Below are 22,076 nucleotides of genomic sequence, written 5' to 3'. Positions count from 1 at the left end.
GATGTTATTAAGATGATTCTCTATGATTCGGACAGGCATTTAATTGAACCGATTGAAATATGGGAAGAATATGTTGATAAGGACATATTTAATCAATTTCCACTCCACTTAATTGATGAAATAGTTGAATCACCTTCTGTGAAGGGAGCCTGTAATCAAATTCAGCCGGTATTACCAACCTATGCTATTGGACCATTTCCTTTATTGTTTCACTGGGGGAGTGCACTTAAGCTTGCGAGTAGCCAGCGTAATGCATTGAGTGTAGAGCAAAGAAAGAAAGCCATGACAGCTATTGAGCAATTAAATAGCATGGATGCAGCCAATATCCAGGTGGCTTGTATATTACCGACTTTTGCTATGTATATTGTTAATCACGCGTTGATCCCTGCAGAGGTATCCTTGGCTTATGCCGATGCTTATAATCGTTGGCTAAAATTTTATTGTCAAACGGATCCTATACGCTTAAGAGCGGTAGGATTAATCAGTCGACATCAACCCCAATCATTGGTCATGCAATTAACTAAGGTGATAAAAAATAATTGGACGTCAATAATACTTAGACCGGAGGTGATAGCAAAAAGAAGTTTAGGGCACAGTGATTATAATTTATTTTGGGCAATGGCTGAGCGATATAATATTGCGATAGTGATCCACGGTGGAACTAACCTGCATGCGTCAACGGTTGGCAGTGATCGTTTTCATTCTCGATTTGCGTTACATGCGTGCTCTCATCCCATGGAAGCACAAATGGCTTTCGTGTCTTTATTAGAATCGGGTGTGTTTGAGCGGCATCCTCAGCTTAAGTTTGGCTTTTTGGAGGCTGGAGCGTCATGGGTTCCCCATTGGTTATGGCGTTTAGATCATATCTGCTTTCCTGAATTCCCTACTTTAGTCAATGACAATATTAAGATGCGACCTTCAGCTTATTTTAAACGTCAGTGTTGGGTGACACTGGAATTGGGAGAGCCTTGTCTTCGTGACGTGATTAATGTGATAGGGCATAAAAAACTTTTGTTTGGTAGTGATTTTCCTCATCCGGATCATCAGCAATTTTTAGCACTTGATATTCATAAACAGCTCAATGAGTTAACTGAACTAGAGTGTATGGATATTCTTGAAAATAATGCGAGAGATTTTTACGAAACAAAGATGAGTGCTATGGAGGTGGAAGAGCATGATAAGGTTGAAGTGCAAGGTGTAGAAAATGACATGCTAAGTACAGATTTACTTGAAGGGACATTCGATGATGTTTGATACCGTAACGAATGAAAAAAAGGATAATATTGCGACATGCTTATATGAGTCGTTAGAGGAAGGTGTTTTTCATTTTGTTCGGTGGCATTCCAAATTTAATGTGTACACATTAAATACTCATGATGTTTTTTTAGTGTCATCATCCCAGCAATGGCTATTAACTTCTCAGCAATTTCCTTTTTTTTATTTAATTAATAATGACCGTAAAATCAGTGATATTCATGAGTGTATTCAGATGCATTATGCGTCTATAGAAGATCAGTTTGATGACTCTTTTACTCGTCAAGCAATGACTCGATTTGTTGAACAAATGACTCAACTTATTGAGCAAGGTTTACTGCTGGTAAAGGGGGAAACTGTTTTGTATTGCTTGCCTAACTATAAAAAAAATGACAGAGCAGATCCAAGGGTTAAACACGTTTCTATTGATCTTCAACTTATTATTTTATCAGAATTACCTGAAGCGATACTTGATGAATGGGTGACAGGATTACATACCGCGTTACAAATGTTAAAGGCAGTTCCACATTCAGGGATAAGCCTAGTTTTAGTGGATGATATGTTGGATCCTCAAGTGGAGCATTTACACTTAAAACCGTCTTTTTTTGTCATACAAATCGATCCTGAAAGAATTTGGTTGAGCCCTTGCTTTGAGCGAGACAATATTGGCTTTTTTACTCGCTTTCAAAGAAGATTGCTCAGTAATCAACCCGTTAAGGTGTGGCTGGAACGTATGTGGCCTCATTCTTCTCACGCATATCCAGTATTAGCTGAAATTCCTGAAGTTCATTCGTCTGCTGGGCAAGACAAGGTTATGGCTACTATATCGCTGAATATTAGACTGCTGATGCAAAAACAGTTAATGATGGACGAGGATGTGCTTTGGGTATATGACCCTTTAGATAATCTTAGTACGCCTCACCCTGTTAATCGCGAATTAAAAACTCGTGTACTGTTTTATCCAGAGCTGCAAATGCCAATAAAGTTAGCGCAAGATACGACTAATCTTACCAGCGAAGGGGGGCTAAGGGTGGTAAATGTTCACGATACAGTGAATAATTTAATGACATTAGTGAGTCCGATAACGGGGGTAATTAACCATATTACTCGGCTTGTTCAAGATAACAGCAGCCCTATTCATATTTATAAAACAGGTTTTTTTCGCCCTTCCAACACCCCACAGCAGCAAGATCATGAACGTTTTGTGCAAATTTGTTTAGGGAAAGGGATCAGTATTGAACAGTCTAAAGCCAGTGGGTTGTCAGAAGCCATAGAGCGTTATTGTGCCATTTATCAAAAAGAGTTGCCGTTGCTTTTGTGTTCAACTCAGGTATTAAGATCCGCTAAATTACGATATTTTGATTTTCAACGCTTAAATCCTTTGAGTGAAGCCCAATATGCATCGTCTTACGCTAACAAAAGGCCAAGAGGAGCAGGCGAGCATAAGATTAAACGTTATCATGGTAAGCCTATTCATTGGCTACCCAGTTGGTCTTTAACTTATCAAGAGTGGGTCTATTTCCCTATGAGTTTAGGAGCGAGTCAGTTACCTTTTGATGATATGCAATATGGTCGTTGGCAATCTAATGGCTGTGCTGCTGGAAATACTGTTGAAGAAGCGATTTTACAAGGCTTGTTTGAAGTGATTGAGCGAGATGCTGTGGCAATCTGGTGGTACAACCGATTGGTGTTCCCAGAATTTGAACTATCGCGTATTGATGAGAGTAAGTTGAGTAAAGTCAGGGAGGCATTATTGCCAAGTGCGAAATATTGTAGTCAGGATGAAGGGTATGAATTTTGGGTACTTGATTTGACTCATGACATTGGCATACCCGTTATGGCCGCGATTGGTCAGCATGTTATTACGGGAAAGTTTATTTTAGGCTTTGGCTGTCATTTATTGCCTGAAATAGCCGCTGAACGTGCTTTAACTGAATTATGTCAATTGCAGCTGATTGCTCATAGGCACAGTGCCCCTTTTGATTTTAATACCATTGTCGAGGGGAGCTATCTTTTTCCCGATGATGAAGTTAAGCCAATCCAAAATGGTTATCGTTATTCTCCCCCTTTTTGTGAACAGCATCATCAAACATTGAATGTAATCATTGAAGAGCTGATGATGCACTTGAAAACGTTAGGGTTTGAGATCTGCGTGTATAATTATAGCCAAGGGGACATTAAGCTTAAAACGGTTAAAGTTCTTGTACCTGGTTTATGTCATATTTGGCCACAGCTGGGGAACCCGCGATTATATACATTGCCAGTCCAATTAGGTTTTAGGGCGAAAATGTTGGATGAAAATTCGATAAATCAGCATTGGTTATATATCTAAACCTCAGGCTGCTGTAATAGAGTGTAATAGATTCGGTATCATGGATATCTCACAATAGAGACATAACCTTGTTAGAAAAAGTCATTAACTTTGAGGGAGAGATTATGGCGACCATGTTTAATCAAGCCACAGGTCATAGTGTACTATTACAACCTCAACATATTGTTGGTCGTCATCCTACCTCGGCAACACAATTGACTAATTTAGAAGCGTCTCGAACACATGCTGTGGTTATTTGGAATGGTGAAGAGTGGATCTTACAAGATACCAGTACTAATGGCACTTTTGTGAATACTCAGCGGCTTGAAAAAGGCAGTAAAGTATCATTAAGTCAAGGGGATAATATTCAATTTGGTCATGTTAATGCTGACATTTGGTTTATTAAAGAGTTGAGTCCACCTAAGAGTGTGTTATTGCCTATCACCTTAGGTTTGGAGACGATTCATCTCAATACGATTACTGTTTTACCATCGGAGGACTTGCCTGAAGTGTCTATTTATCCTTCGTCGCAAGGTCAATGGTTATGTGAAACGGATAACGGTACGATAGTATTAAAGACGGGGGATCATGTTGGTACGGCTGAGTTTCAATGGCGCTTTGTTGATGCAACTGCCAGTATTGAGACCAATATTCTAACGGATAAACAGCCTATGCTATTTGATGATATCCGTTTAGTATTTGATGTGAGTCAAAATGAAGAGCATGTGTCAGTTACCCTGTTGTTGGATGAGACACCAATTGATTTGGGTGAGCGTAATCATCATTATGTATTACTTTTATTGGCGAGAAAATCATTAGAAGATGGTCAGTTGGGTGTGTCCCTTTCTGAAAGAGGCTGGTTGGATAAAGCATTGCTATGTCATATGTTAGGCCAAAGTGAAAACCATATGAATATTCATATTTATCGTTTTAGAAAGCAATTATCTGCACGGTATCCTGATGCAGAACAATTATCGACATTGATTGAGCGTAGAAGTGGAGAAATTCGCTTTAGTCCAATAGCGATAGATATTTTTGGTGGACTAACAATGGAGCCTAGTACCCAGAATAAAAGAAAACCCGCTCGATTGAATTAGATTTATTTATCAATTTTTACAGTAGAATAATAAGTGTTTGCTTATTACTTTAATATAAACTTGAGGTTTATAAATATCTATTTTTTAAATAGCATAGATATATTGTTACTCCTTATTAACACAGCTTTAACTATTGATATGGAGTTTAAATAATTAGGGTTGTTTTATTGGGGAGTAATTAAATATTGTCAGTTTATATTATTTGGTTGTTAATGTATCTGCTTATCTGGTCGGTTTTATTCTTAACAAGGAGGTGTTAAATTTTATAATAATTTAAATTTAAATAAATTGATTCAGAATATTTGATTTATTTAAATTTATTTTTATAGATGGTTGGTTTTTTAATTAAACAATATGGATATTAATAATGAATAAACGAATGAATAAAGTAGCACCATTAATGTTGCTGTTACTTTCTGCTTGCAGTAATCATGACGCAATTGATACAAGTCTTGATAATACTCAAAAAGAGCCAAACTCGGTCACAAAAGCCTTTAATGATGACTTTTTAGCTTCTTATTCTTTAGATGATACTAATAATGAGGATTTTGATAACGCTGATAAGGGATTTATTGCATCGATCCCTGATGATAAGATGATTATTTGTAAAGGAGACGGGAATACTGTCAGTACAGTTACTGATTGTAATGAAGGAGTCGTATGGAATTTACAAGCTTATCAAGAATTACTTGATAATCATCCAAGTGAAGCCCCTGATTCTATTAATCCAAGTCTGTGGCGTAATTTCAGCCTCAATATGAAACACGGTTTGTATCAGGTGGTCTCAGATCCAAGTGCGACTTTGGGTGATAAGAATATCGTTAGCGGTATTTACCAAGTAAGAGGTTTTGACTTATCTAATATTACCTTTATCAAAACGCCAGATGAGGATGCTTGGTTGGTGCTTGACCCGCTAATTTCAAAGGAAACGGCAGCAGCAGCACTTGAATTTATTAATTCAAGCTTAGGGGTTGATTATCCCGTGGCAGGCGTCTTGTATAGTCACAGTCATATTGATCATTTTGGTGGTGTGAAAGGGCTATTTACAGTGAATGACCCAAACGGTACCCCCACTTCTAACCCTATTATTTTTGCCCCTGAAGATTTCACCGAACATGCCGTATCTGAAAATGTGATTGCGGGTAATGCTATGGGAAGACGCGCCATTTATATGTATGGGGCATTAACAGGCGTGGATGAAGAAGGGAAAACAGGCGTAGGATCTGGATTAGGCTTGACTAACTCAACAGGGGAGTCAACGCTCATTCCCCCCACTCATATCATTACTCAAACAACATCTGAATGCCCGCCTTGTATTTATACCGAGTTAGGTGGACCTCGATTAGTACAGGATGACATCGTTATCATTAATGATAACATCGAGTGGAAAGGCCTTAAGATGCAATTTCAAATGACTCCTGGTACTGAGGCGCCTTCTGAAATGAATACTTACTTCGCAAATTGGGATGCATTATGGATGGCCGAAAATACGACCAATACTATGCATAATATTTTGACCCTGCGCGGGGCATTAGTACGAGATCCGCTTATTTGGAGTCAGTTTTTAACTGAAACAATTGATCGTTGGGGCGACTCTGCTCAAGTCAAATTTCAATCCCATCATTGGCCATTATGGCAAGAAAGTAATATTACCGAATATTTGGAAAAGCAGCGAGATACCTACAAATATATTCATGATCAAACGGTGCGTTTAATGAATGCGGGATATATTGGTGAAGAGATATCCGAACAATTAACCTTGCCTAGCAGCCTAGAGCAAAATTGGGCGACTCGAGGTTATTACGGTACCTTAAGTCATAATAGTCGTGCAGTTTATCAACGCTATATGGGTTGGTATACGGGAAACCCTTCTGATTTAAATAACTTACCACCTGAATCTGTGGCGGTAAAATATGTGGAATACATGGGAGGGGCTGCAGAGATTATTGAACGAGTTAAGGATGAACATGAAGGGCTTATGGTTAAAGCCGTAGTTGACCTTCCCCTTGCGGTGGATACTTATCGATGGGCTGCAGAAGTATTAAAACACGTTATTTTTGCGGGTGACACAATATCAAGCGATAGTGAGATTCAAGAGGCTAAGTATTTACTTGCCGATGTGTACGAGCAATTAGGCTATATGTCAGAATCGGGACCTTGGCGAGCCGAATATCTTCAAGGGGCTTATGAGCTGCGTAATACCAATTTTGGTTCAGGGGGGTTAACAACGGCTTCTGCAGATATTATCGCTAATATGTCATTACCTATGGTGTTTGATTTTTGGGCCGTGCAATTGGATCCTGATAAAATTAAAAATTTGTCTTCTTCTGACTATCCAAATGGCATGATATTTAATTTTGAGTTGATTGATGATGTGGATGAGGAAGATAATAATATTTATACATTAACAGTGAACAATGCTGTTTTAAATTATACGCCGAATGAAAAAAATGTAGTTACAACGGTAAAAATAGATAAAGATAATTTAGATTTTTTATTAGCGGGTCATAGATTATGTGATCCAGGCGCTGCAAGTGATCCCTCAAACCCCTGTGCTGTAAATGATATTGATGGCACAAATCTTGATATTATGGATGATTTTATTGGCTTGCTAACTCCACCTCAGTTTTGGTTTCCAATTGTAACTCCTCGTAGTGAGGGGATTATTCCTCCATCACAATCCACTACTGAATCCATTTCTGCCTCATTGATAAGACATTAGTTACTTGTTATTAAACCAATTGAAGGTGACTTCAATTGGTTGGAGTTCTATTTTATACATTAAGGATAATTCATTATGTCTCAACGACAAGCGCAACCCAATGTATTGATGATCATTGTGGATCAATTACGTTTTCAGCCTCAGTATGGTGATCAACAAGGCTTTGTAAACGCATTGAAGAATGTGTTGAATTTTGATCAAAATGGGGAGCATGCCGATCTCGAAGGAATTGATTACGATAAGTTATTGCCTAGTTTTGCTAAATTACGTCAAAATGCAGTAGTGTTCAATCAACACCGCATTGCATCTTCTGCTTGTGTGGCCAGTCGTGCCACTATTTTTACTGGACAATACGGGACTGTAACAGGGGTCACTCAAACCGATGGTATTTTTAAAGAAGGGGCTAAAGAGGATTTTCCTTGGCTTGAAGGCGATGACTTTCCGACTTTAGTCGATTGGATGCAAGATAATGGCTATCGAGGTCATTATTTTGGTAAATGGCATATTTGTGGTGAAGAGACCCAAGATCTTATTCAGTTTGGTTTTGATGATTGGGAATTGAGTTATCCCGATCCCCATGGATCTTTAGTCAATAATTTAGGTTATTATCGAGATTATCAATTTGAAGATTTAACAACGGGCTTTTTGTGTCGGCAAGGGATAGGTTACCCTTATAGCCTAAATGTCGCTAAGGCAAATGGGGATAGTACAGATAATAAAACTGACTCAAGCATTGTTTCTAAGCCTTGGTTTGCCGTGTCTTCTTTCGCTAACCCTCATGAAATTGCTTCTTATCCTGGATTACCGAGTTTGGTATGTGATCAAATGTTTACGAAAGATGAAGTCGGTGTGTCTGATCCCGGTATTGCTATTCCTCCCATGTTAAAAGTGCCGAGCCTTAATACCTTAGGGGAGCCAGCACAGCAAGGTTCGATGAAAATCATGCTGAATGCGGGTTATGCTGATAACTCGAAACAACAGCCTTTTCCGCAGAATAATGCCTATCTCCCCCCAAAAGAGCTAGTTAGTAATAATAAACCTAAGTGTCAAGAGGAGTATCGCTATAAAATGGGGTTAGCGCTTGGCTCTATAACAGGGTTAGCGGCGGCTAATGATGCATTGCATAAGGGAGAGATCAATGAGTCTGAGCTACTCGATGTGGCGGCTAAGATCACCAGTGATGCGAATAAAACCGGGATCCCATTTCTATTAAGTCATTGCTCCGATGCAGCTCAGCTTGCCTTCTTACAGTATTATGGGTATTTGATTTATGAGGTGGATAAACACATTCATGCCGTACTAGAAGCGTTAGAAGAAAGTGGACAGGATGAAAATACCATTGTGATGTTTTGTGCCGATCACGGTGAATTGGGCGCAGCTCACGGAGGTATGATGGAAAAATGGCATAGTGCTTATGAAGAGGTGGTTCATGTACCTATGCTGTTTCGTTTACCTGAATATATGAGAGAGGAAGATATCACAGCGCCTGTCTATATTAATCAATTGACCAGCCATGTTGATATTTTACCCACCATTTTAGGTTTAACCCGTCCACAAAGTCTGCCGATTTCACTTATTGATTACTTGAAGATGTTATCCCAGAAACCGCAGAGTAAAGTCGCTGCACATAAACAGGTTTTAACACCTGTAGGCAGTGATCTGAGTGCATTGTTAAAAGAGGCTGCGACTTTAGGGCATACTATGTCGAATATCACGCATTTAGTGGATGATTCATTACGTGAAGGCATTTTGTTTATCACTTATGACACTATTACTGAGCCGCTAGATGAGTCAAACTCAATTAAGCCGTGTAGAGTGACAGAAGTATCGGCCTATGATGTGTATAACTTAGCTGTTGAGCAATTAATTAACCAAGAAAAAAGTAACATGGAGGGAATGACCCCCAGTTCTTTGGTTGGGCCGAATCAAATACACTGCGTTATGCAGCAAGATAGTGAGGGGCAGATATGGAAATTTGTGCGTTATTTTCAAATCCCCGCTGTGACTAAAAAAGGTAAACATAAGCATATTTGCGAAGATCCTCAGATAAATGAGTATGAGTTGTATCAAATAACGAATGATCCTATTGAGCATGATAACTTGCTAAAATTTGATGCTGGAGTCAATTATGGCACTGATAGTTTTAGTGTGAATGATGTCGCAATGCTTAGTTCATTAGTGGATAAAGAGCTTATAGTGACAAAAGCCAATGAAATGATGTTATTAATGCAGAAATTAGAGCAGAGTCAATTAACGATGGATCCGCTATGTTCATAATGCCATTTCGATATAATTAAAGTTAAAAAACAGCAGTATAGTGAAGGTTAATACTTTTTCTATGATTGGTTTTGATTTTGGTCAGTGTGATGTTGCCGCAATAAAGCCTATACAAGATAGCGCGTTATTGCGGCTTTTAACGCTTTACTTACTCATGCGCTTATAGCGAAGACGATGAGGTTCAACCACATCGGTCCCCATGGTCTCTTTTAACCAAGCAGAATATTCGGTGTAATTGCCTTCATAGAAGTTGACTTGACCTTCATCTCGATAATCGAGGATATGAGTGGCGATTCTGTCAAGGAACCAACGGTCATGCGAAATCACCATCGCGCAGCCAGGAAACTCTAATAATGCCTCTTCCAGTGCCCTTAAGGTTTCAACATCTAAGTCATTGGTTGGCTCATCGAGTAATAATACATTACCGCCCGCTTGTAGCAGTTTGGCTAAATGCACTCGGTTACGTTCGCCCCCCGAAAGAGTACCGATAATTTTTTGTTGGTCTCCACCTCTGAAGTTAAAGCGTCCGACATAAGCGCGGCTTGGGATCTCGGTATTATTAATGCGCATAATATCTTGCCCATCAGAGATTTCTTGCCACACCGTATTTTTATCATTCATGGAATCACGGAACTGCTCAACAGAGGCGATTTGCACTGATGTGCCCAGTTCAACGCTGCCGCTATCAGGCGCTTCAGTGCCAGAGATCATTTTAAATAAAGTGGATTTACCTGCGCCGTTAGCGCCGATAATGCCAACGATGGCCCCTTTAGGAACAGAGAAACTTAAATCATCAATCAGGACGCGATCGCCATAGGATTTTGTCAAGTTGGTCACTTCAATGACTTTATCCCCAAGACGTGGCCCTGGTGGAATAAATAGTTCATTGGTTTCATTTCGTTTTTGGTAATCATTGGTGTTCAATTCTTCAAAGCGTGCCATACGTGCTTTGCCTTTCGATTGGCGACCTTTACTGCCTTGACGTACCCATTCAAGTTCTTTTTGAATGGTTTTTTGGCGGGCGCTTTCGGTGGCAGACTCTTGTTGTAAACGGGCATCTTTTTGCTCAAGCCATGAGGAGTAATTTCCTTCCCAAGGGATGCCTTCACCACGATCCAGTTCTAAAATCCACCCCGCTGCATTGTCTAAGAAATACCTATCGTGGGTAATGGCGACGACGGTACCAGTGTAATCTTGTAAGAAGCGCTCTAACCAAGCAACGGATTCTGCATCCAAATGGTTAGTCGGTTCATCGAGTAATAACATGTCTGGACGTTCGAGTAACAGACGACAAATTGCGACGCGGCGACGCTCTCCCCCTGATAGAACGGCAATTTTCTCATCCCAGTCAGGTAATCGAAGTGCATTGGCTGCACGCTCTAATGCATTATCTAAATTATGGGCATCTTGAGCTTGAATAATGGCTTCGAGTTGACCTTGCTCTTTGGCAAGGGCATCAAAATCGGCGTCAGGTTCAGCATAGAGTGCATAAACCTCATCAAGGCGAGTGAGCGCATTCTTGGCCACTGACACCGCTTCTTCAACGGCTTCTCGAACCGTTTGTTCAGGATCCAGTTTAGGCTCTTGGGGTAAGTAGCCAATTTTAAGATCTTGCATGGGGCGGGCTTCACCTTCGATTTCGGTGTCGAGTCCTGCCATGATTTTTAATAAGGTGGATTTACCCGATCCATTGAGACCTAAGACACCAATCTTGGCGCCAGGATAAAAGCTAAGGGAAATATCTTTAAGAATTTGTTTTTTTGGGGGGACAATTTTACCGACCCGCAGCATGCTATAGACAAACTGAGCCATTTGAGTTCCATGGTAATGAAAGAGTAATCATATCATCTTCTCATACTGATAAGGACGGACTCAAGTACCGCTTAAAAAAGGGACGAGTAAGATGAGCCTCAATGATTTTTGAACGATGTGAGGTGAATGATGTTGTATTGCTTATCTGTCTTTATTTATTTTTAGTTATTAAATGGTATTATTTGATATTAATTATTTAATTTTATTGTGTTTATTTATATTCTTTATTAGCTGTTTTTTTTGATGAAATAGCTAAAACACCCCATTGTTTTTTGATAAGAATATTGAGTTTGTTATTTGATACACAACTTGAATCTAAATCAGGTTAACTCTAAGGTATTTTCATGTGTAAAGACTGGGATTGTGTTCAATTGCGGAGTAGAATAGCGCGCAACCCTATCAAGAGAATTGACAGCTGGAGTGAGTAATGCTGAGAAGAGACATGAATATTGCGGATTTCGACCCACAATTATTTCAAGCCATCGAAAATGAAACGCGTCGTCAAGAAGAGCATATTGAGCTTATTGCTTCTGAAAACTATGCAAGCCCTCGTGTGCTTGAAGCACAAGGTTCACAGTTAACGAATAAATATGCTGAAGGCTATCCTGGTAAACGTTACTATGGTGGTTGTGAGTATGTTGATATTGCTGAAGAGCTTGCCATTTCACGCGCCAAAGAATTATTTGGTGCAACCTATGCCAATGTGCAGCCTCACTCTGGTTCACAAGCGAATTCAGCTGTTTTTATGTCATTACTTGAAGGTGGCGATACTGTATTAGGCATGAGTCTTGCTCATGGGGGCCATTTAACGCATGGTTCTCACGTAAGCTTTTCTGGCAAACTGTATAATGCCGTTCAATATGGCATTGATGAAACGACAGGGAAAATTGATTACGCCGAAATTGAACGTCTGGCGGTTGAACACAAGCCTAAGATGATCATCGGTGGCTTTAGTGCGTATTCTGGCATTATCGATTGGGCGAAATTTCGCGAAATAGCCGATAAAGTGGGTGCCTATTTATTTGTTGATATGGCGCATGTTGCGGGTTTAGTGGCTGCAGGTATTTATCCTAGCCCGCTTCCCCATGCCCATGTTGTCACGACAACAACACACAAAACATTAGCTGGCCCTCGTGGTGGATTAATTTTATCTGCTATTGATGATGAAGCGATTTATAAAAAATTAAACTCTGCTGTATTTCCTGGTGGTCAAGGCGGGCCTTTGATGCATGTGATTGCAGCAAAAGCCGTGGCATTCAAAGAAGCGTTAGCGCCTGAATTTACCGTTTATCAAAAACAAGTGGTGGTTAACGCACAAGCAATGGCCAATACTTTTATTGAACGTGGATTTAATGTGGTATCGGGTGGAACAGATAACCATTTATTCTTACTTGATTTGATCAGTAAAGATATGACCGGTAAAGATGCTGATGCGGCGCTGGGATTAGCCAATATTACGGTAAACAAAAATTCAGTCCCTAACGATCCTCGTTCACCTTTTGTGACGTCAGGTTTGCGAATAGGTTCTCCAGCTATTACTCGCCGTGGTTTTAAAGAAGCCCAAGCGGTAGAATTGACTCATTGGATGTGTGATATTTTAGATGATATCAGTAATACGGCGACAATTGAGCGTGTCAAGAAACAAGTGATTGAATTATGCTCGCAGTTTCCGGTTTATGGTTAAGTCGCTTTAATGGTTAAATAAGTACCGTAAATAAGGTAAACTAATGTAGCCGCATTCATGCGGCTATTTTTTTACTTAACGCGGCTGATAAGCCGATGTATTTAGATTGTTAATAGGCAGGAGGCTTGAATGCATTGTCCATTTTGTAGCGCAACTGACACAAAGGTCATTGATTCACGATTGGTTGCGGATGGCCATCAAGTGCGTCGCCGCCGAGAATGTGTTAAATGCCATGAGAGATATACGACATTTGAAGGCGCCGAGCTGGTGATGCCTCGTGTCGTGAAACAAGATGGAAGTCGTCAGCCATTTGATGAAGAAAAGCTAAGAGCCGGTATGTTGAGATCGGTTGAGAAAAGACCCGTATCAATGGATCAAATTGAAAAATCGATCACTCAAATTAAGTCGACTTTACGGGCGACTGGTGAGCGAGAAATAAACTCGCAAATGATAGGTAACTTGATGATGGATCAGCTGGTGGATTTGGACAAGGTGGCGTATATTCGTTTCGCTTCTGTTTATAGAGCGTTTGAAGATGTATCTGAATTTGGTGATGCTATCGCCAAATTACAAAAATGAGTACGGTGAGATAAAGTTGTTAGGGATAAATAACGGTCATTGTGCTTAAGGTAAACTTTGATACTCATTCGTTAATTATCTTTGCGTATGGGTTTACGACATGGATAAAAAATGTGGTCTATTCAAGATATTAAGATGATGAATCGTGCATTAACGTTGGCACGAAAAGGCATGTATACAACCAGTCCTAACCCAAATGTGGGTTGTGTATTGACGCTGGGTGACGAAGTGATAGGAGAAGGATATCATATCAAGGCAGGTGGCCCTCATGCAGAAGTTCATGCTTTGGCTCAAGCAGGCGCTAAAGCCAAAGGCTGCACTGCTTATGTCACATTAGAACCTTGTAGTCACTATGGCCGAACGCCACCTTGTGCACTTGGATTAATCCAAGCTGGGGTGGTGAGAGTTGTTGTTGCGACAGAGGATCCTAATCCGCAAGTAAAAGGACGCGGCATTGCGATGCTAAAAGAGGCAGGCATTAACGTTTCAGTGGGCTTATTGGCCACAGAGGCGATAAAACTCAATAAAGGTTTTATGAAGTCGATGGCTAAAAAGTTACCTTGGGTGACAGTGAAATTAGCGGCGAGCTTAGACGGTAAAACGGCATTGTCTAATGGTATATCGAAATGGATCACAGGCGCAGAGTCTCGCCGTGATGTCCAAAGGCTTAGAGCAAGACATGGTGCTTTGGTGACAGGCATTGAAACCGTTTTAGCTGATAATCCAAGCTTAAATATCCGTTACCATGAATTGGGGGTATTAACAGACACTTTATTGGAAGATGATCTTATACAGCCTATTCGTGTGATATTGGACAGTCGAGCAAGATTACCAGGCAAAATGGCATTATTTGATATTCCAAGCCCTATTTTATTAGTTTCTTGTGCTACTTACCCTGATGATGTTATTCAAAGTTGGCCTGAGCATGTGAGTCATTTACTGTTACCTGCTATTGACGGGCGAGTAGATTTAGCGAAATTATTAGAGCATTTGAACACCTTATGCCATAGCGTGTTGATTGAAGCGGGGGCAACCTTAGCGGGGGCGTTTATGGCTGAAGGCTTAGCTGATGAACTTGTACTTTATCAAGCCATTAAAATTTTAGGGGATAAAGGACGTAATTTATTATCCTTACCTGAATATGGTTCAATGGCAATGTTGCCCTCAATGACATTAATCGATGAGCGAAAAGTAGGGGCGGATACTCGCCTTACACTGAAATTAGGATAATGACAGATAGCCATGATGTTTATCTCAATGATGCGTTTATCTGGAAACTGAGTGATTGATATGTTTACTGGAATTATAGAATCCGTAGGAACATTGCGAAAAATAGCACGTCGCGGTGATGATATTCGTCTCACTGTCGCCAGTGGTCAGCTTGATTTAAGTGATGTGAAGTTAGGCGACAGTATTGCCACTAACGGTGTTTGTTTAACGGTTGTAGAGTGCTTAGATGATGGTTATGTTGCTGATATATCCGCTGAGACTGTGGCATTAACCGGCTTTTCTCGCTATCAAGTGGGTCAAAAAGTGAATCTTGAAAAAGCGGTGACGCCCACGACACGTTTAGGCGGTCATATGGTCAGTGGTCACGTGGATGGTATGGCTCTAGTCAAAGATAGGCTGTTTAGGGGGCAAGCAATTGAATTTTGGTTGAATGCGCCAAAGGGGCTTTCTCGCTATATTGCTCATAAAGGATCCATTACCATCGATGGTGTGAGTTTAACGGTTAATGAAGTCACTGAGCATGATTTTCGCTTAACGATAGTGCCTCATACCGCTGAAGAAACCACACTTATTGATTTAAAAGTGGGGGAAAGTGTGAACTTGGAAGTGGATCTGATTGCTCGGCATTTGGAAAGACTCATGCAATTTAGCGGCGATAATGGGCAAGAAAATGAGGGCGTGACGATGGACTTATTGGCTCGCTCAGGTTTTTTAAGATAGTAACAGTATAGCAAATTAAGTATTTGCAATAGACATTGTATTTTTAATGACTGGTCTACGGCGATGAGAGATTATTAATATCGTGAAGATAGAGAATAACGCTTTGTTGTTTCGTGGCTAAATAACGATAAGGTTCGACTAATGGCATTACACAGTATAGAAGAGATCATCGAAGATATTCGTCTCGGAAAAATGGTGATCCTCATGGATGACGAAGACCGTGAAAATGAAGGCGATCTTATTATGGCTGCCGATTGCGTGACACCTGAAGCGATCAATTTTATGGCCACATACGGTAGAGGGCTGATTTGTCAAACATTGACTGAGGCACGTTGCAAACAGTTAAACCTGCCTTTGATGGTCAGTAATAACAATGCTCAGTTCTCGACTAACTTCACTGTATCAATAGAAGCTGCTGAAGGTGTCACGACGGGCATTTCTGCCCAAGACCGAGCTGTGACTGTTAAAGCGGCTGTTGCACAGGAGGCCAAAGCGGCGGATTTAGTTCAACCTGGGCATATTTTTCCTTTAATGGCACAAGAAGGAGGCGTCCTCATTCGTGCCGGTCACACTGAAGCGGGTTGTGATTTAGCTCGTTTAGCAGGGTTTGAACCTTCGGGGGTGATTGTTGAGATCTTGAATGAAGATGGCACGATGGCGAGATGTCCAGATTTGGAAGTTTTTTCTGAAAAACACGATATCAAAATGGGAACGATTGCTGATTTAATTGAATATCGTAATACCAAAGAGACGACCGTTGTTCGTGAAGAAAAGTGCCAATTGCCTACGCGTTTTGGTGAGTTTGAAATGATCACTTTTAAAGACACTATCGACAATCAGTTGCACTATGCCTTGATTAAAGGGGATATAAGGGACAATACCTTGGTACGTGTTCATTTGCAAAATACCTTTAATGATCTTTTGTATTCTGAAAGAAATCAGCAGCGTAGTTGGCCACTTGATAAAGCAATGCAGCGTATTGCACAAGAGGGGGGAGTGTTAGTATTATTGGCTGATCATGAAAGCAATGATGATATTCTTGCAAAAGTTAAAGCTTTTGCTGCCGAAGATGACGGTCAAGCGCCGAGTTCTGCTAAATGGACTGGTACCTCAAGACGCGTCGGAGTGGGATCACAAATTTTAGCGGATATTGGCGTGACGACTATGCGTTTGTTGAGCTCGCCCAAGCGCTATCATTCACTCTCAGGCTTTGGTTTAGAAGTGACAGATTATATTTCTGATTGATTTTTACTCGCATGAGACTTGATTTAAGTTGTTGAGGATTGTAAAAAGCCAGTTAGAGAATTTCATATCAATTGCATAAGGATCACTGAAGGTGGCTGTGGTATGATACCGCCTTCTCCGCCCTTATGCTGGGTAATTTAAGCTAAATTTAGGTAGAATGATGAACGTAGTGCAAGGTAATATCGAAGCAAAAAATGCCAAGGTTGCGATTGTAATATCGCGTTTCAACAGCTTTCTTGTTGAAAGTTTACTTGAAGGGGCGGTGGATACACTTAAGCGCTTTGGACAAGTTGCAGATGAGAATATCACTGTAGTGCGAGTTCCTGGTGCTGTTGAACTGCCTTTAGCGGCTCGTCGTGTTGCGGCAAGTGCTAAATTTGATGGTATTATTGCATTGGGTGCAGTGATCCGTGGCGGTACTCCCCATTTTGATTTCGTTGCAGGTGAATGTAATAAAGGATTAGCTCAAGTGGCACTTGAATATGATCTTCCTGTTGCATTTGGCGTATTAACGACCGATACCATAGAACAAGCCATTGAGCGTTCTGGTACAAAAGCAGGCAATAAAGGTGGCGAAGCTGCATTGAGTTTGCTTGAAATGGTTAACGTTCTGCAAGAACTTGAAGCACAGTTGTAAGATTAGGAACCAGTAATGAAGCCTTCTGAGCGCCGTAAGGCCCGCCGTTTAGCCGTTCAGGCTATTTATTCTTGGCAATTAAGCGGTAATAATGTTGCCGATGTTGAACATGAATTTTTAACTGAACATGTTGTAGAGGGCGTTGATGTCGCTTATTTCCGTGAGTTGTTCACTGGAGTTGCGACGAAGAAAAGCCAATTGGATGAGCTGATTGCTCCTCATTTGGAACGTCCACTTGAAGAAGTGGATCCGGTTGAAAAAGCCATTTTACGATTAACGACTTTCGAGTTAACTTATCGTAAAGATGTCCCCTATAAAGTGGCGATAAATGAGGCAATAGAGCTAACGAAAGCTTTTGGTGCTGAAGACGGTCATAAATTTGTCAATGGAATACTTGATAAATTAGTGGGACGTAAAAAATAAACGGAAACGGTATCTTAAGGATACCGTTTTTTTTAGCTATGATTTTATAAATGTGATTGCTATTGTGAAAGAATTCCAATTAATTGAACGTTTTTTTACCAGTCGCTCATCTGTGCGTCGAGATGTGAGTTTGGGAATTGGTGATGACTGTGCTTTAGTCGAAGCAACCGAGAATAAGTCGATTGCAATATCCTGTGATATTTTAGTTGAAGGGGTGCATTTTTATAAAGATATCCCCGCTCATGCATTGGGTTATAAGTCATTAGCGGTTAACTTATCTGATTTAGCGGCAATGGGGGCGGAACCTGCATGGATGACGCTGGCATTAACTTTGCCAGATGTTGATGAGTCATGGCTGAGTGAATTCAGTGATGGTTTATTTGAAGCAGCCCAATATTATGGGGTGTCTTTGATTGGTGGGGATACAACGCGCGGTCCTAGAAGTGTTTGTATTACCATTAATGGAAAAGTCAGCAAAGATCAAGCATTAACCCGCAGTGGAGCACGTAATGGAGATTGGATCTATGTGACTGGAACTTTAGGGGATTCAGCACTAGGTTTGGATATTTTACGTGGAAAACATGAAGTGAATGCGGCTGATAAAGCGTATTTAATTAACAGACACTATTACCCCACTCCTCGCGTATTAGCGGGTCAATCTTTACGTCAACTGGCGACCAGTGCGATTGATTTATCAGATGGTTTAGTCTCTGATCTCAATCATATCATTAAAGCATCTCATGTTGGTGCGGTAATTGATGTTGATACTGTTCCTTTATCCGCCTCTCTACAAAGTGTGATTTCTCATGATCAAGCTTTAAGCTATGCTTTAACAGGAGGGGAAGATTATGAGTTACTCTTTACTGTGCCTGAATCCCAAAAAGGGGCACTAGAAACCTCGTTAGCTCATGCGGGGGTGACATTTGCTAAAATTGGCCAAATCACAACCGGTGAGCAATTAAAATTACAGTGTAACGGAGAGGATGTTGACGTTACTCATTGTGGATTTGAGCATTTTTAAATGAATTTACTTTCTAAAGATAAAGCGTTATTACGTTTATCCTTACGCAACCCTATTCATTTCTTGGCGTTAGGATTTGGTTCAGGGTTAGCGGCGAAGGCGCCAGGAACCTTTGGTACCATTGCGGCCATTCCTCTTTATTTATTGATGATGCAGTTAAGCTTTCCTGTTTATATCTTGTGTGTGGCTGTAGGTGCCATTTTGGGTATTTATATTTGCGGTAAAGCGGCAAAAGATATGCAGGTGCATGATCACGGAGCGATTGTATGGGATGAGGTTATTGGGTTATTGATCACCATGATTGCTGCGCCGGCGGGTCTATTATGGCTCGGGATTGGTTTTGTATTATTTCGCTTTTTTGACATTATTAAGCCTTGGCCAATACGTTGGTTAGATAAACACGTCCATGGGGGTTTTGGCATCATGATCGATGATGTGCTGGCTGGGATCCTTGCTTTATTTTGCTTACAAGTACTGGCGTTTAATTTTTCATAAGTATCAAGGTATAAATCGACAATAGGGTTTATTAAACCCTATTGTTAGCTGTTGAAAATCAATGATGTTCATATTCATAAAATGACGCTTATTGAGTAATATTAAGTGTTTCAGATTGCCCCCAATATTGTGCAAATTCATTCACTGTTAAACCCGATTTATTCGTTAAGTTTTCGTCACATTGTTGAGTGTACAGTAAACGTGCTATTTTCACTTCGGCTTTAATAAGTGCACCCATAATGGCGGTATTGCCTCGCTTATCTTGTAGACATGCATTCGCGCCATGTTGTAGTAATAATTGTGTTGTATCGTATTGGCCGTTATATGCTGCAACCATTAGGGGTGTATAGCTTTGATTATTGACTTGGTTAATTGGAAAACCTGCCTCTAAAAATCGATTAATAACTTCATTATTACCGGTTCTTGCAGCGGCAAAAAAATAGTTAATAAGCTCGTTAATATCCGCACTATTATCGATTGTATTATCTACAGGACTATTGGTAGGTTTAGCTTGTACGGTGTTGCTTAAGCCAAATAATATGACATTAATGATGATAAGTATAAAAAAAAAGCGTCTCATAGTCGTTGGCCTTATGGTGTTGAGTAAAAAGAAAATGAAAAGAGCCATCAAACTTATTAGCTCTTTTCATTGGCCGGATTTACTTGCTCATTGCTTTGACTTTTGAAATGTCTTCATTGACAGCTTGAGTTAGGCGACTGCCAAAGTCACTATCAGCTTTGTAGAAATAACTTAGCATGGTGTATTTTATTGTTGGGTTGCTTACTTGACCCAGATCACCTGCTAAATTCGAAATTAAATCTGCTTTGTCTTGTTTTGATAAGCTTCTATACAAGATACCGGCTTGAGAGAAGTTATCTTGTTTTTTTATTGCTAACTGTTCAATATTGCCACTCACTGGTGTGTTAACACTTTTATAGGTTGCATCATCGCTTAGAGCAACTTGGCGGCTAGGTTGATAATTGATATTGGATTGCGTGTAACCGTTATTACTTTGTCCATCTTGATTATAATTTTTGACTGGCACTAGTGTTTGATTCACTGGAATTTGTGACAAATTAGCCCCTAAGCGGTATAACTGAGTATCGGCATAAGAAAAAATACGGCCTTGCAATAAGCGATCTTCTGAAGGCTCAATACCAGGTATTAAATTTGATGGTGCAAATGCGGCTTGTTCTGTTTCTTGAAAAAAGTTATCTGGTACTCGGTTAAGGGTCATAGTACCCACTTTCATTTCAGGAATATTAAGCCACATTTTGGTCGCATCTAATGGGTTATAGTCAAAATTATTTAAGTCTTCAGGTTTCAATATCTTGACGTATAGATCCCATTTAGGGTTATTGCCTTTATTAATTTCAGTATAAAGATCATCTGTCAGATGGTTAAAATTTTTCCCTTGTATTTTCGTGACTTCCTCACTATTTAAACCTTTAACCCCTTGCTGACTTTTCCAATGAAATTTAACATAATTGACTTGATTGTCTTTATTTATCCATTTGTAGGCATGAACTCCCCAACCATCCATTTTTCTGTAGCTTGCGGGGGTGCCTAAGTTTGTATAAACCCAAGTGAGCATATGAGTGGCACCGGGTTCATAACTAAAAAAATCAAAAAAACGATTAGGATCTTGTAAATTAGTTACTGGGGAAGGCTTTAATGAGTGAACCATATCTGGGAATTTGATGGCGTCACGAATAAAGAAAACCGGTAGGTTATTACCGACTAAATCCCAATTACCTTCGTCAGTGTAAAATTTTGTCGCAAAGCCTCTAGGATCTCTTAATGTTTCAGGTGATCCTTTGGAATGAATGACAGTTGAAAAACGAACAAAGACAGGTGTAATTTTACCTTTTTCAGCAAAGGGAGCGGAGCGGGTTAATTGGCTAAAATTGCCATCTGAGACGAATTCACCATAAGCGCCAGTACCGCGAGCATGGACAACTCTTTCAGGAATGCGTTCACGAGCAAAACGTTGAAGCTTTTGTATAAGATTGACATCTTGTAGAAGCACTGGGCCATTACTGCCTGCGGTTGTGGAGTTTTGGTTATCACCGATGGGGGCGCCATTGTCACGTGTGATAACATCAGCTTGCACACTAAATGTGAGTCCTATACAAAGACAAGTAATACTTTTGGTTAATTTCATCGTTATTCTCCAAGTAAATCATCTGTACTAGTTATGCAGACAAGTATTATCGAAATAACCAATTAATTGCAGCGACTTTTATCGATTATTTAAATGTGAAAAATCGATTAGTGCGCAGATTAAATAGAGATAGTCATCAATACGTCGGCAATTTTCTATGATGGAGGTTTTTATTAATAATATTTATATCAGTTGCTTACTAATATATTTTGGATGAATAAAATGATTTTTTTGATAAGGCGATGGAGAATATCGGGGGAAAGGAAACAAGGGATATAATGATATTGACAGCAAATTGACTTTTTTGTCTGGTTTTTATATGTCTATTTTGTTTATTTTTTGTTTTTATTATGGTGTTTTCTTGTTTATTTTAGAGCAGCTGATTGGCTGCTATCTCAGTATCC

At 40.0% G+C, this 22,076-nt stretch carries 17 protein-coding genes; 14 read left to right on the top strand and 3 right to left on the bottom strand.

Annotated features, from left to right (window positions below; genetic code table 11):
* Window positions 1-12 precede the first annotated feature (12 nt).
* The 5 genes from Q0976_RS02485 to Q0976_RS02465 all read left to right on the top strand — a co-directional run bounded on the left by Q0976_RS02485 (window position 13) and on the right by Q0976_RS02465 (window position 9,661).
* Window positions 13-1,254 (top strand): amidohydrolase family protein, encoded by a 1,242-nt coding sequence (locus Q0976_RS02485; protein WP_299490582.1) that lies wholly within the window; start codon window positions 13-15, stop codon window positions 1,252-1,254.
* Window positions 1,244-3,586, top strand: coding sequence for a YcaO-like family protein (locus Q0976_RS02480; RefSeq protein WP_299490580.1), 2,343 nt, complete (start codon window positions 1,244-1,246; stop codon window positions 3,584-3,586). The genes Q0976_RS02485 and Q0976_RS02480 overlap by 11 nt, the downstream gene beginning before the upstream one ends.
* 104 nt (window positions 3,587-3,690) lie before the next feature.
* A complete protein-coding gene (locus tag Q0976_RS02475) occupies window positions 3,691-4,662 on the top strand; it encodes an FHA domain-containing protein (protein WP_299490578.1) in 972 nt (323 codons plus the stop codon).
* 367 nt (window positions 4,663-5,029) lie between these two features.
* Complete coding sequence (locus Q0976_RS02470; RefSeq protein ID WP_299490576.1) at window positions 5,030-7,384, top strand: alkyl sulfatase dimerization domain-containing protein; 2,355 nt, start codon at window positions 5,030-5,032, stop codon at window positions 7,382-7,384.
* Between the two features lie 75 nt (window positions 7,385-7,459).
* Window positions 7,460-9,661, top strand: coding sequence for a sulfatase-like hydrolase/transferase (locus Q0976_RS02465; protein WP_299490574.1), 2,202 nt, complete (start codon window positions 7,460-7,462; stop codon window positions 9,659-9,661).
* 144 nt (window positions 9,662-9,805) lie between these two features.
* On the opposite strand, the gene ettA is transcribed toward Q0976_RS02465, so the two are convergent.
* Window positions 9,806-11,473, bottom strand: coding sequence for an energy-dependent translational throttle protein EttA (gene ettA, locus Q0976_RS02460; protein WP_299490573.1), 1,668 nt, complete (start codon window positions 11,471-11,473; stop codon window positions 9,806-9,808).
* Window positions 11,474-11,900: 427 nt separating this feature from the next.
* On the opposite strand from ettA, the gene glyA reads away from it, so the two are divergent.
* The 9 genes from glyA (at window position 11,901) to Q0976_RS02415 (ending at window position 19,507) form a co-directional block, all read left to right on the top strand.
* Window positions 11,901-13,157 carry a serine hydroxymethyltransferase gene (glyA, locus tag Q0976_RS02455; protein WP_299490571.1) on the top strand — a complete coding sequence of 419 codons (1,257 nt, stop codon included), beginning with the start codon at window positions 11,901-11,903 and terminating at the stop codon, window positions 13,155-13,157.
* Between the two features lie 129 nt (window positions 13,158-13,286).
* A complete protein-coding gene (nrdR, locus tag Q0976_RS02450; RefSeq protein WP_299490568.1) occupies window positions 13,287-13,736 on the top strand; it encodes a transcriptional regulator NrdR in 450 nt (149 codons plus the stop codon).
* Window positions 13,737-13,847: 111 nt separating this feature from the next.
* Window positions 13,848-14,966 (top strand): bifunctional diaminohydroxyphosphoribosylaminopyrimidine deaminase/5-amino-6-(5-phosphoribosylamino)uracil reductase RibD, encoded by a 1,119-nt coding sequence (gene ribD, locus Q0976_RS02445; protein ID WP_299490565.1) that lies wholly within the window; start codon window positions 13,848-13,850, stop codon window positions 14,964-14,966.
* A 60-nt stretch (window positions 14,967-15,026) separates the two neighbouring features.
* Window positions 15,027-15,686: a riboflavin synthase gene (locus tag Q0976_RS02440; RefSeq protein ID WP_299490563.1), complete on the top strand. Its 660-nt coding sequence runs from the start codon at window positions 15,027-15,029 to the stop codon at window positions 15,684-15,686.
* A 141-nt stretch (window positions 15,687-15,827) separates the two neighbouring features.
* On the top strand, window positions 15,828-16,931 hold the full coding sequence (ribBA, locus tag Q0976_RS02435; RefSeq protein WP_299490561.1) for a bifunctional 3,4-dihydroxy-2-butanone-4-phosphate synthase/GTP cyclohydrolase II: 1,104 nt from the start codon (window positions 15,828-15,830) through the stop codon (window positions 16,929-16,931).
* Between the two features lie 160 nt (window positions 16,932-17,091).
* Window positions 17,092-17,568 carry a 6,7-dimethyl-8-ribityllumazine synthase gene (gene ribE / locus Q0976_RS02430; protein WP_299006414.1) on the top strand — a complete coding sequence of 159 codons (477 nt, stop codon included), beginning with the start codon at window positions 17,092-17,094 and terminating at the stop codon, window positions 17,566-17,568.
* Window positions 17,569-17,583: 15 nt separating this feature from the next.
* A complete protein-coding gene (gene nusB, locus Q0976_RS02425; protein WP_299490559.1) occupies window positions 17,584-17,991 on the top strand; it encodes a transcription antitermination factor NusB in 408 nt (135 codons plus the stop codon).
* A gap of 64 nt (window positions 17,992-18,055) precedes the next feature.
* Window positions 18,056-19,012 carry a thiamine-phosphate kinase gene (gene thiL, locus Q0976_RS02420; RefSeq protein WP_299490557.1) on the top strand — a complete coding sequence of 319 codons (957 nt, stop codon included), beginning with the start codon at window positions 18,056-18,058 and terminating at the stop codon, window positions 19,010-19,012.
* Entirely contained in the window at window positions 19,013-19,507 is a 495-nt protein-coding gene (locus Q0976_RS02415) for a phosphatidylglycerophosphatase A (RefSeq protein ID WP_299490555.1), read from the top strand.
* Window positions 19,508-19,595: 88 nt separating this feature from the next.
* On the opposite strand, the gene Q0976_RS02410 is transcribed toward Q0976_RS02415, so the two are convergent.
* Entirely contained in the window at window positions 19,596-20,087 is a 492-nt protein-coding gene (locus Q0976_RS02410) for an ankyrin repeat domain-containing protein (RefSeq protein WP_299490553.1), read from the bottom strand.
* A 79-nt stretch (window positions 20,088-20,166) separates the two neighbouring features.
* On the bottom strand, window positions 20,167-21,672 hold the full coding sequence (locus tag Q0976_RS02405) for a catalase (protein WP_299490551.1): 1,506 nt from the start codon (window positions 21,670-21,672) through the stop codon (window positions 20,167-20,169).
* Window positions 21,673-22,076: the final 404 nt, after the last annotated feature.

The sequence above is a fragment of the uncultured Shewanella sp. genome, from assembly GCF_947501665.1.
Taxonomy (GTDB): Bacteria; Pseudomonadota; Gammaproteobacteria; order Enterobacterales; family Shewanellaceae; genus Shewanella.
The sequence above is the reverse complement of the archived record's forward strand: the minus strand, read 5'-3'. Positions and strand labels throughout refer to the sequence as shown.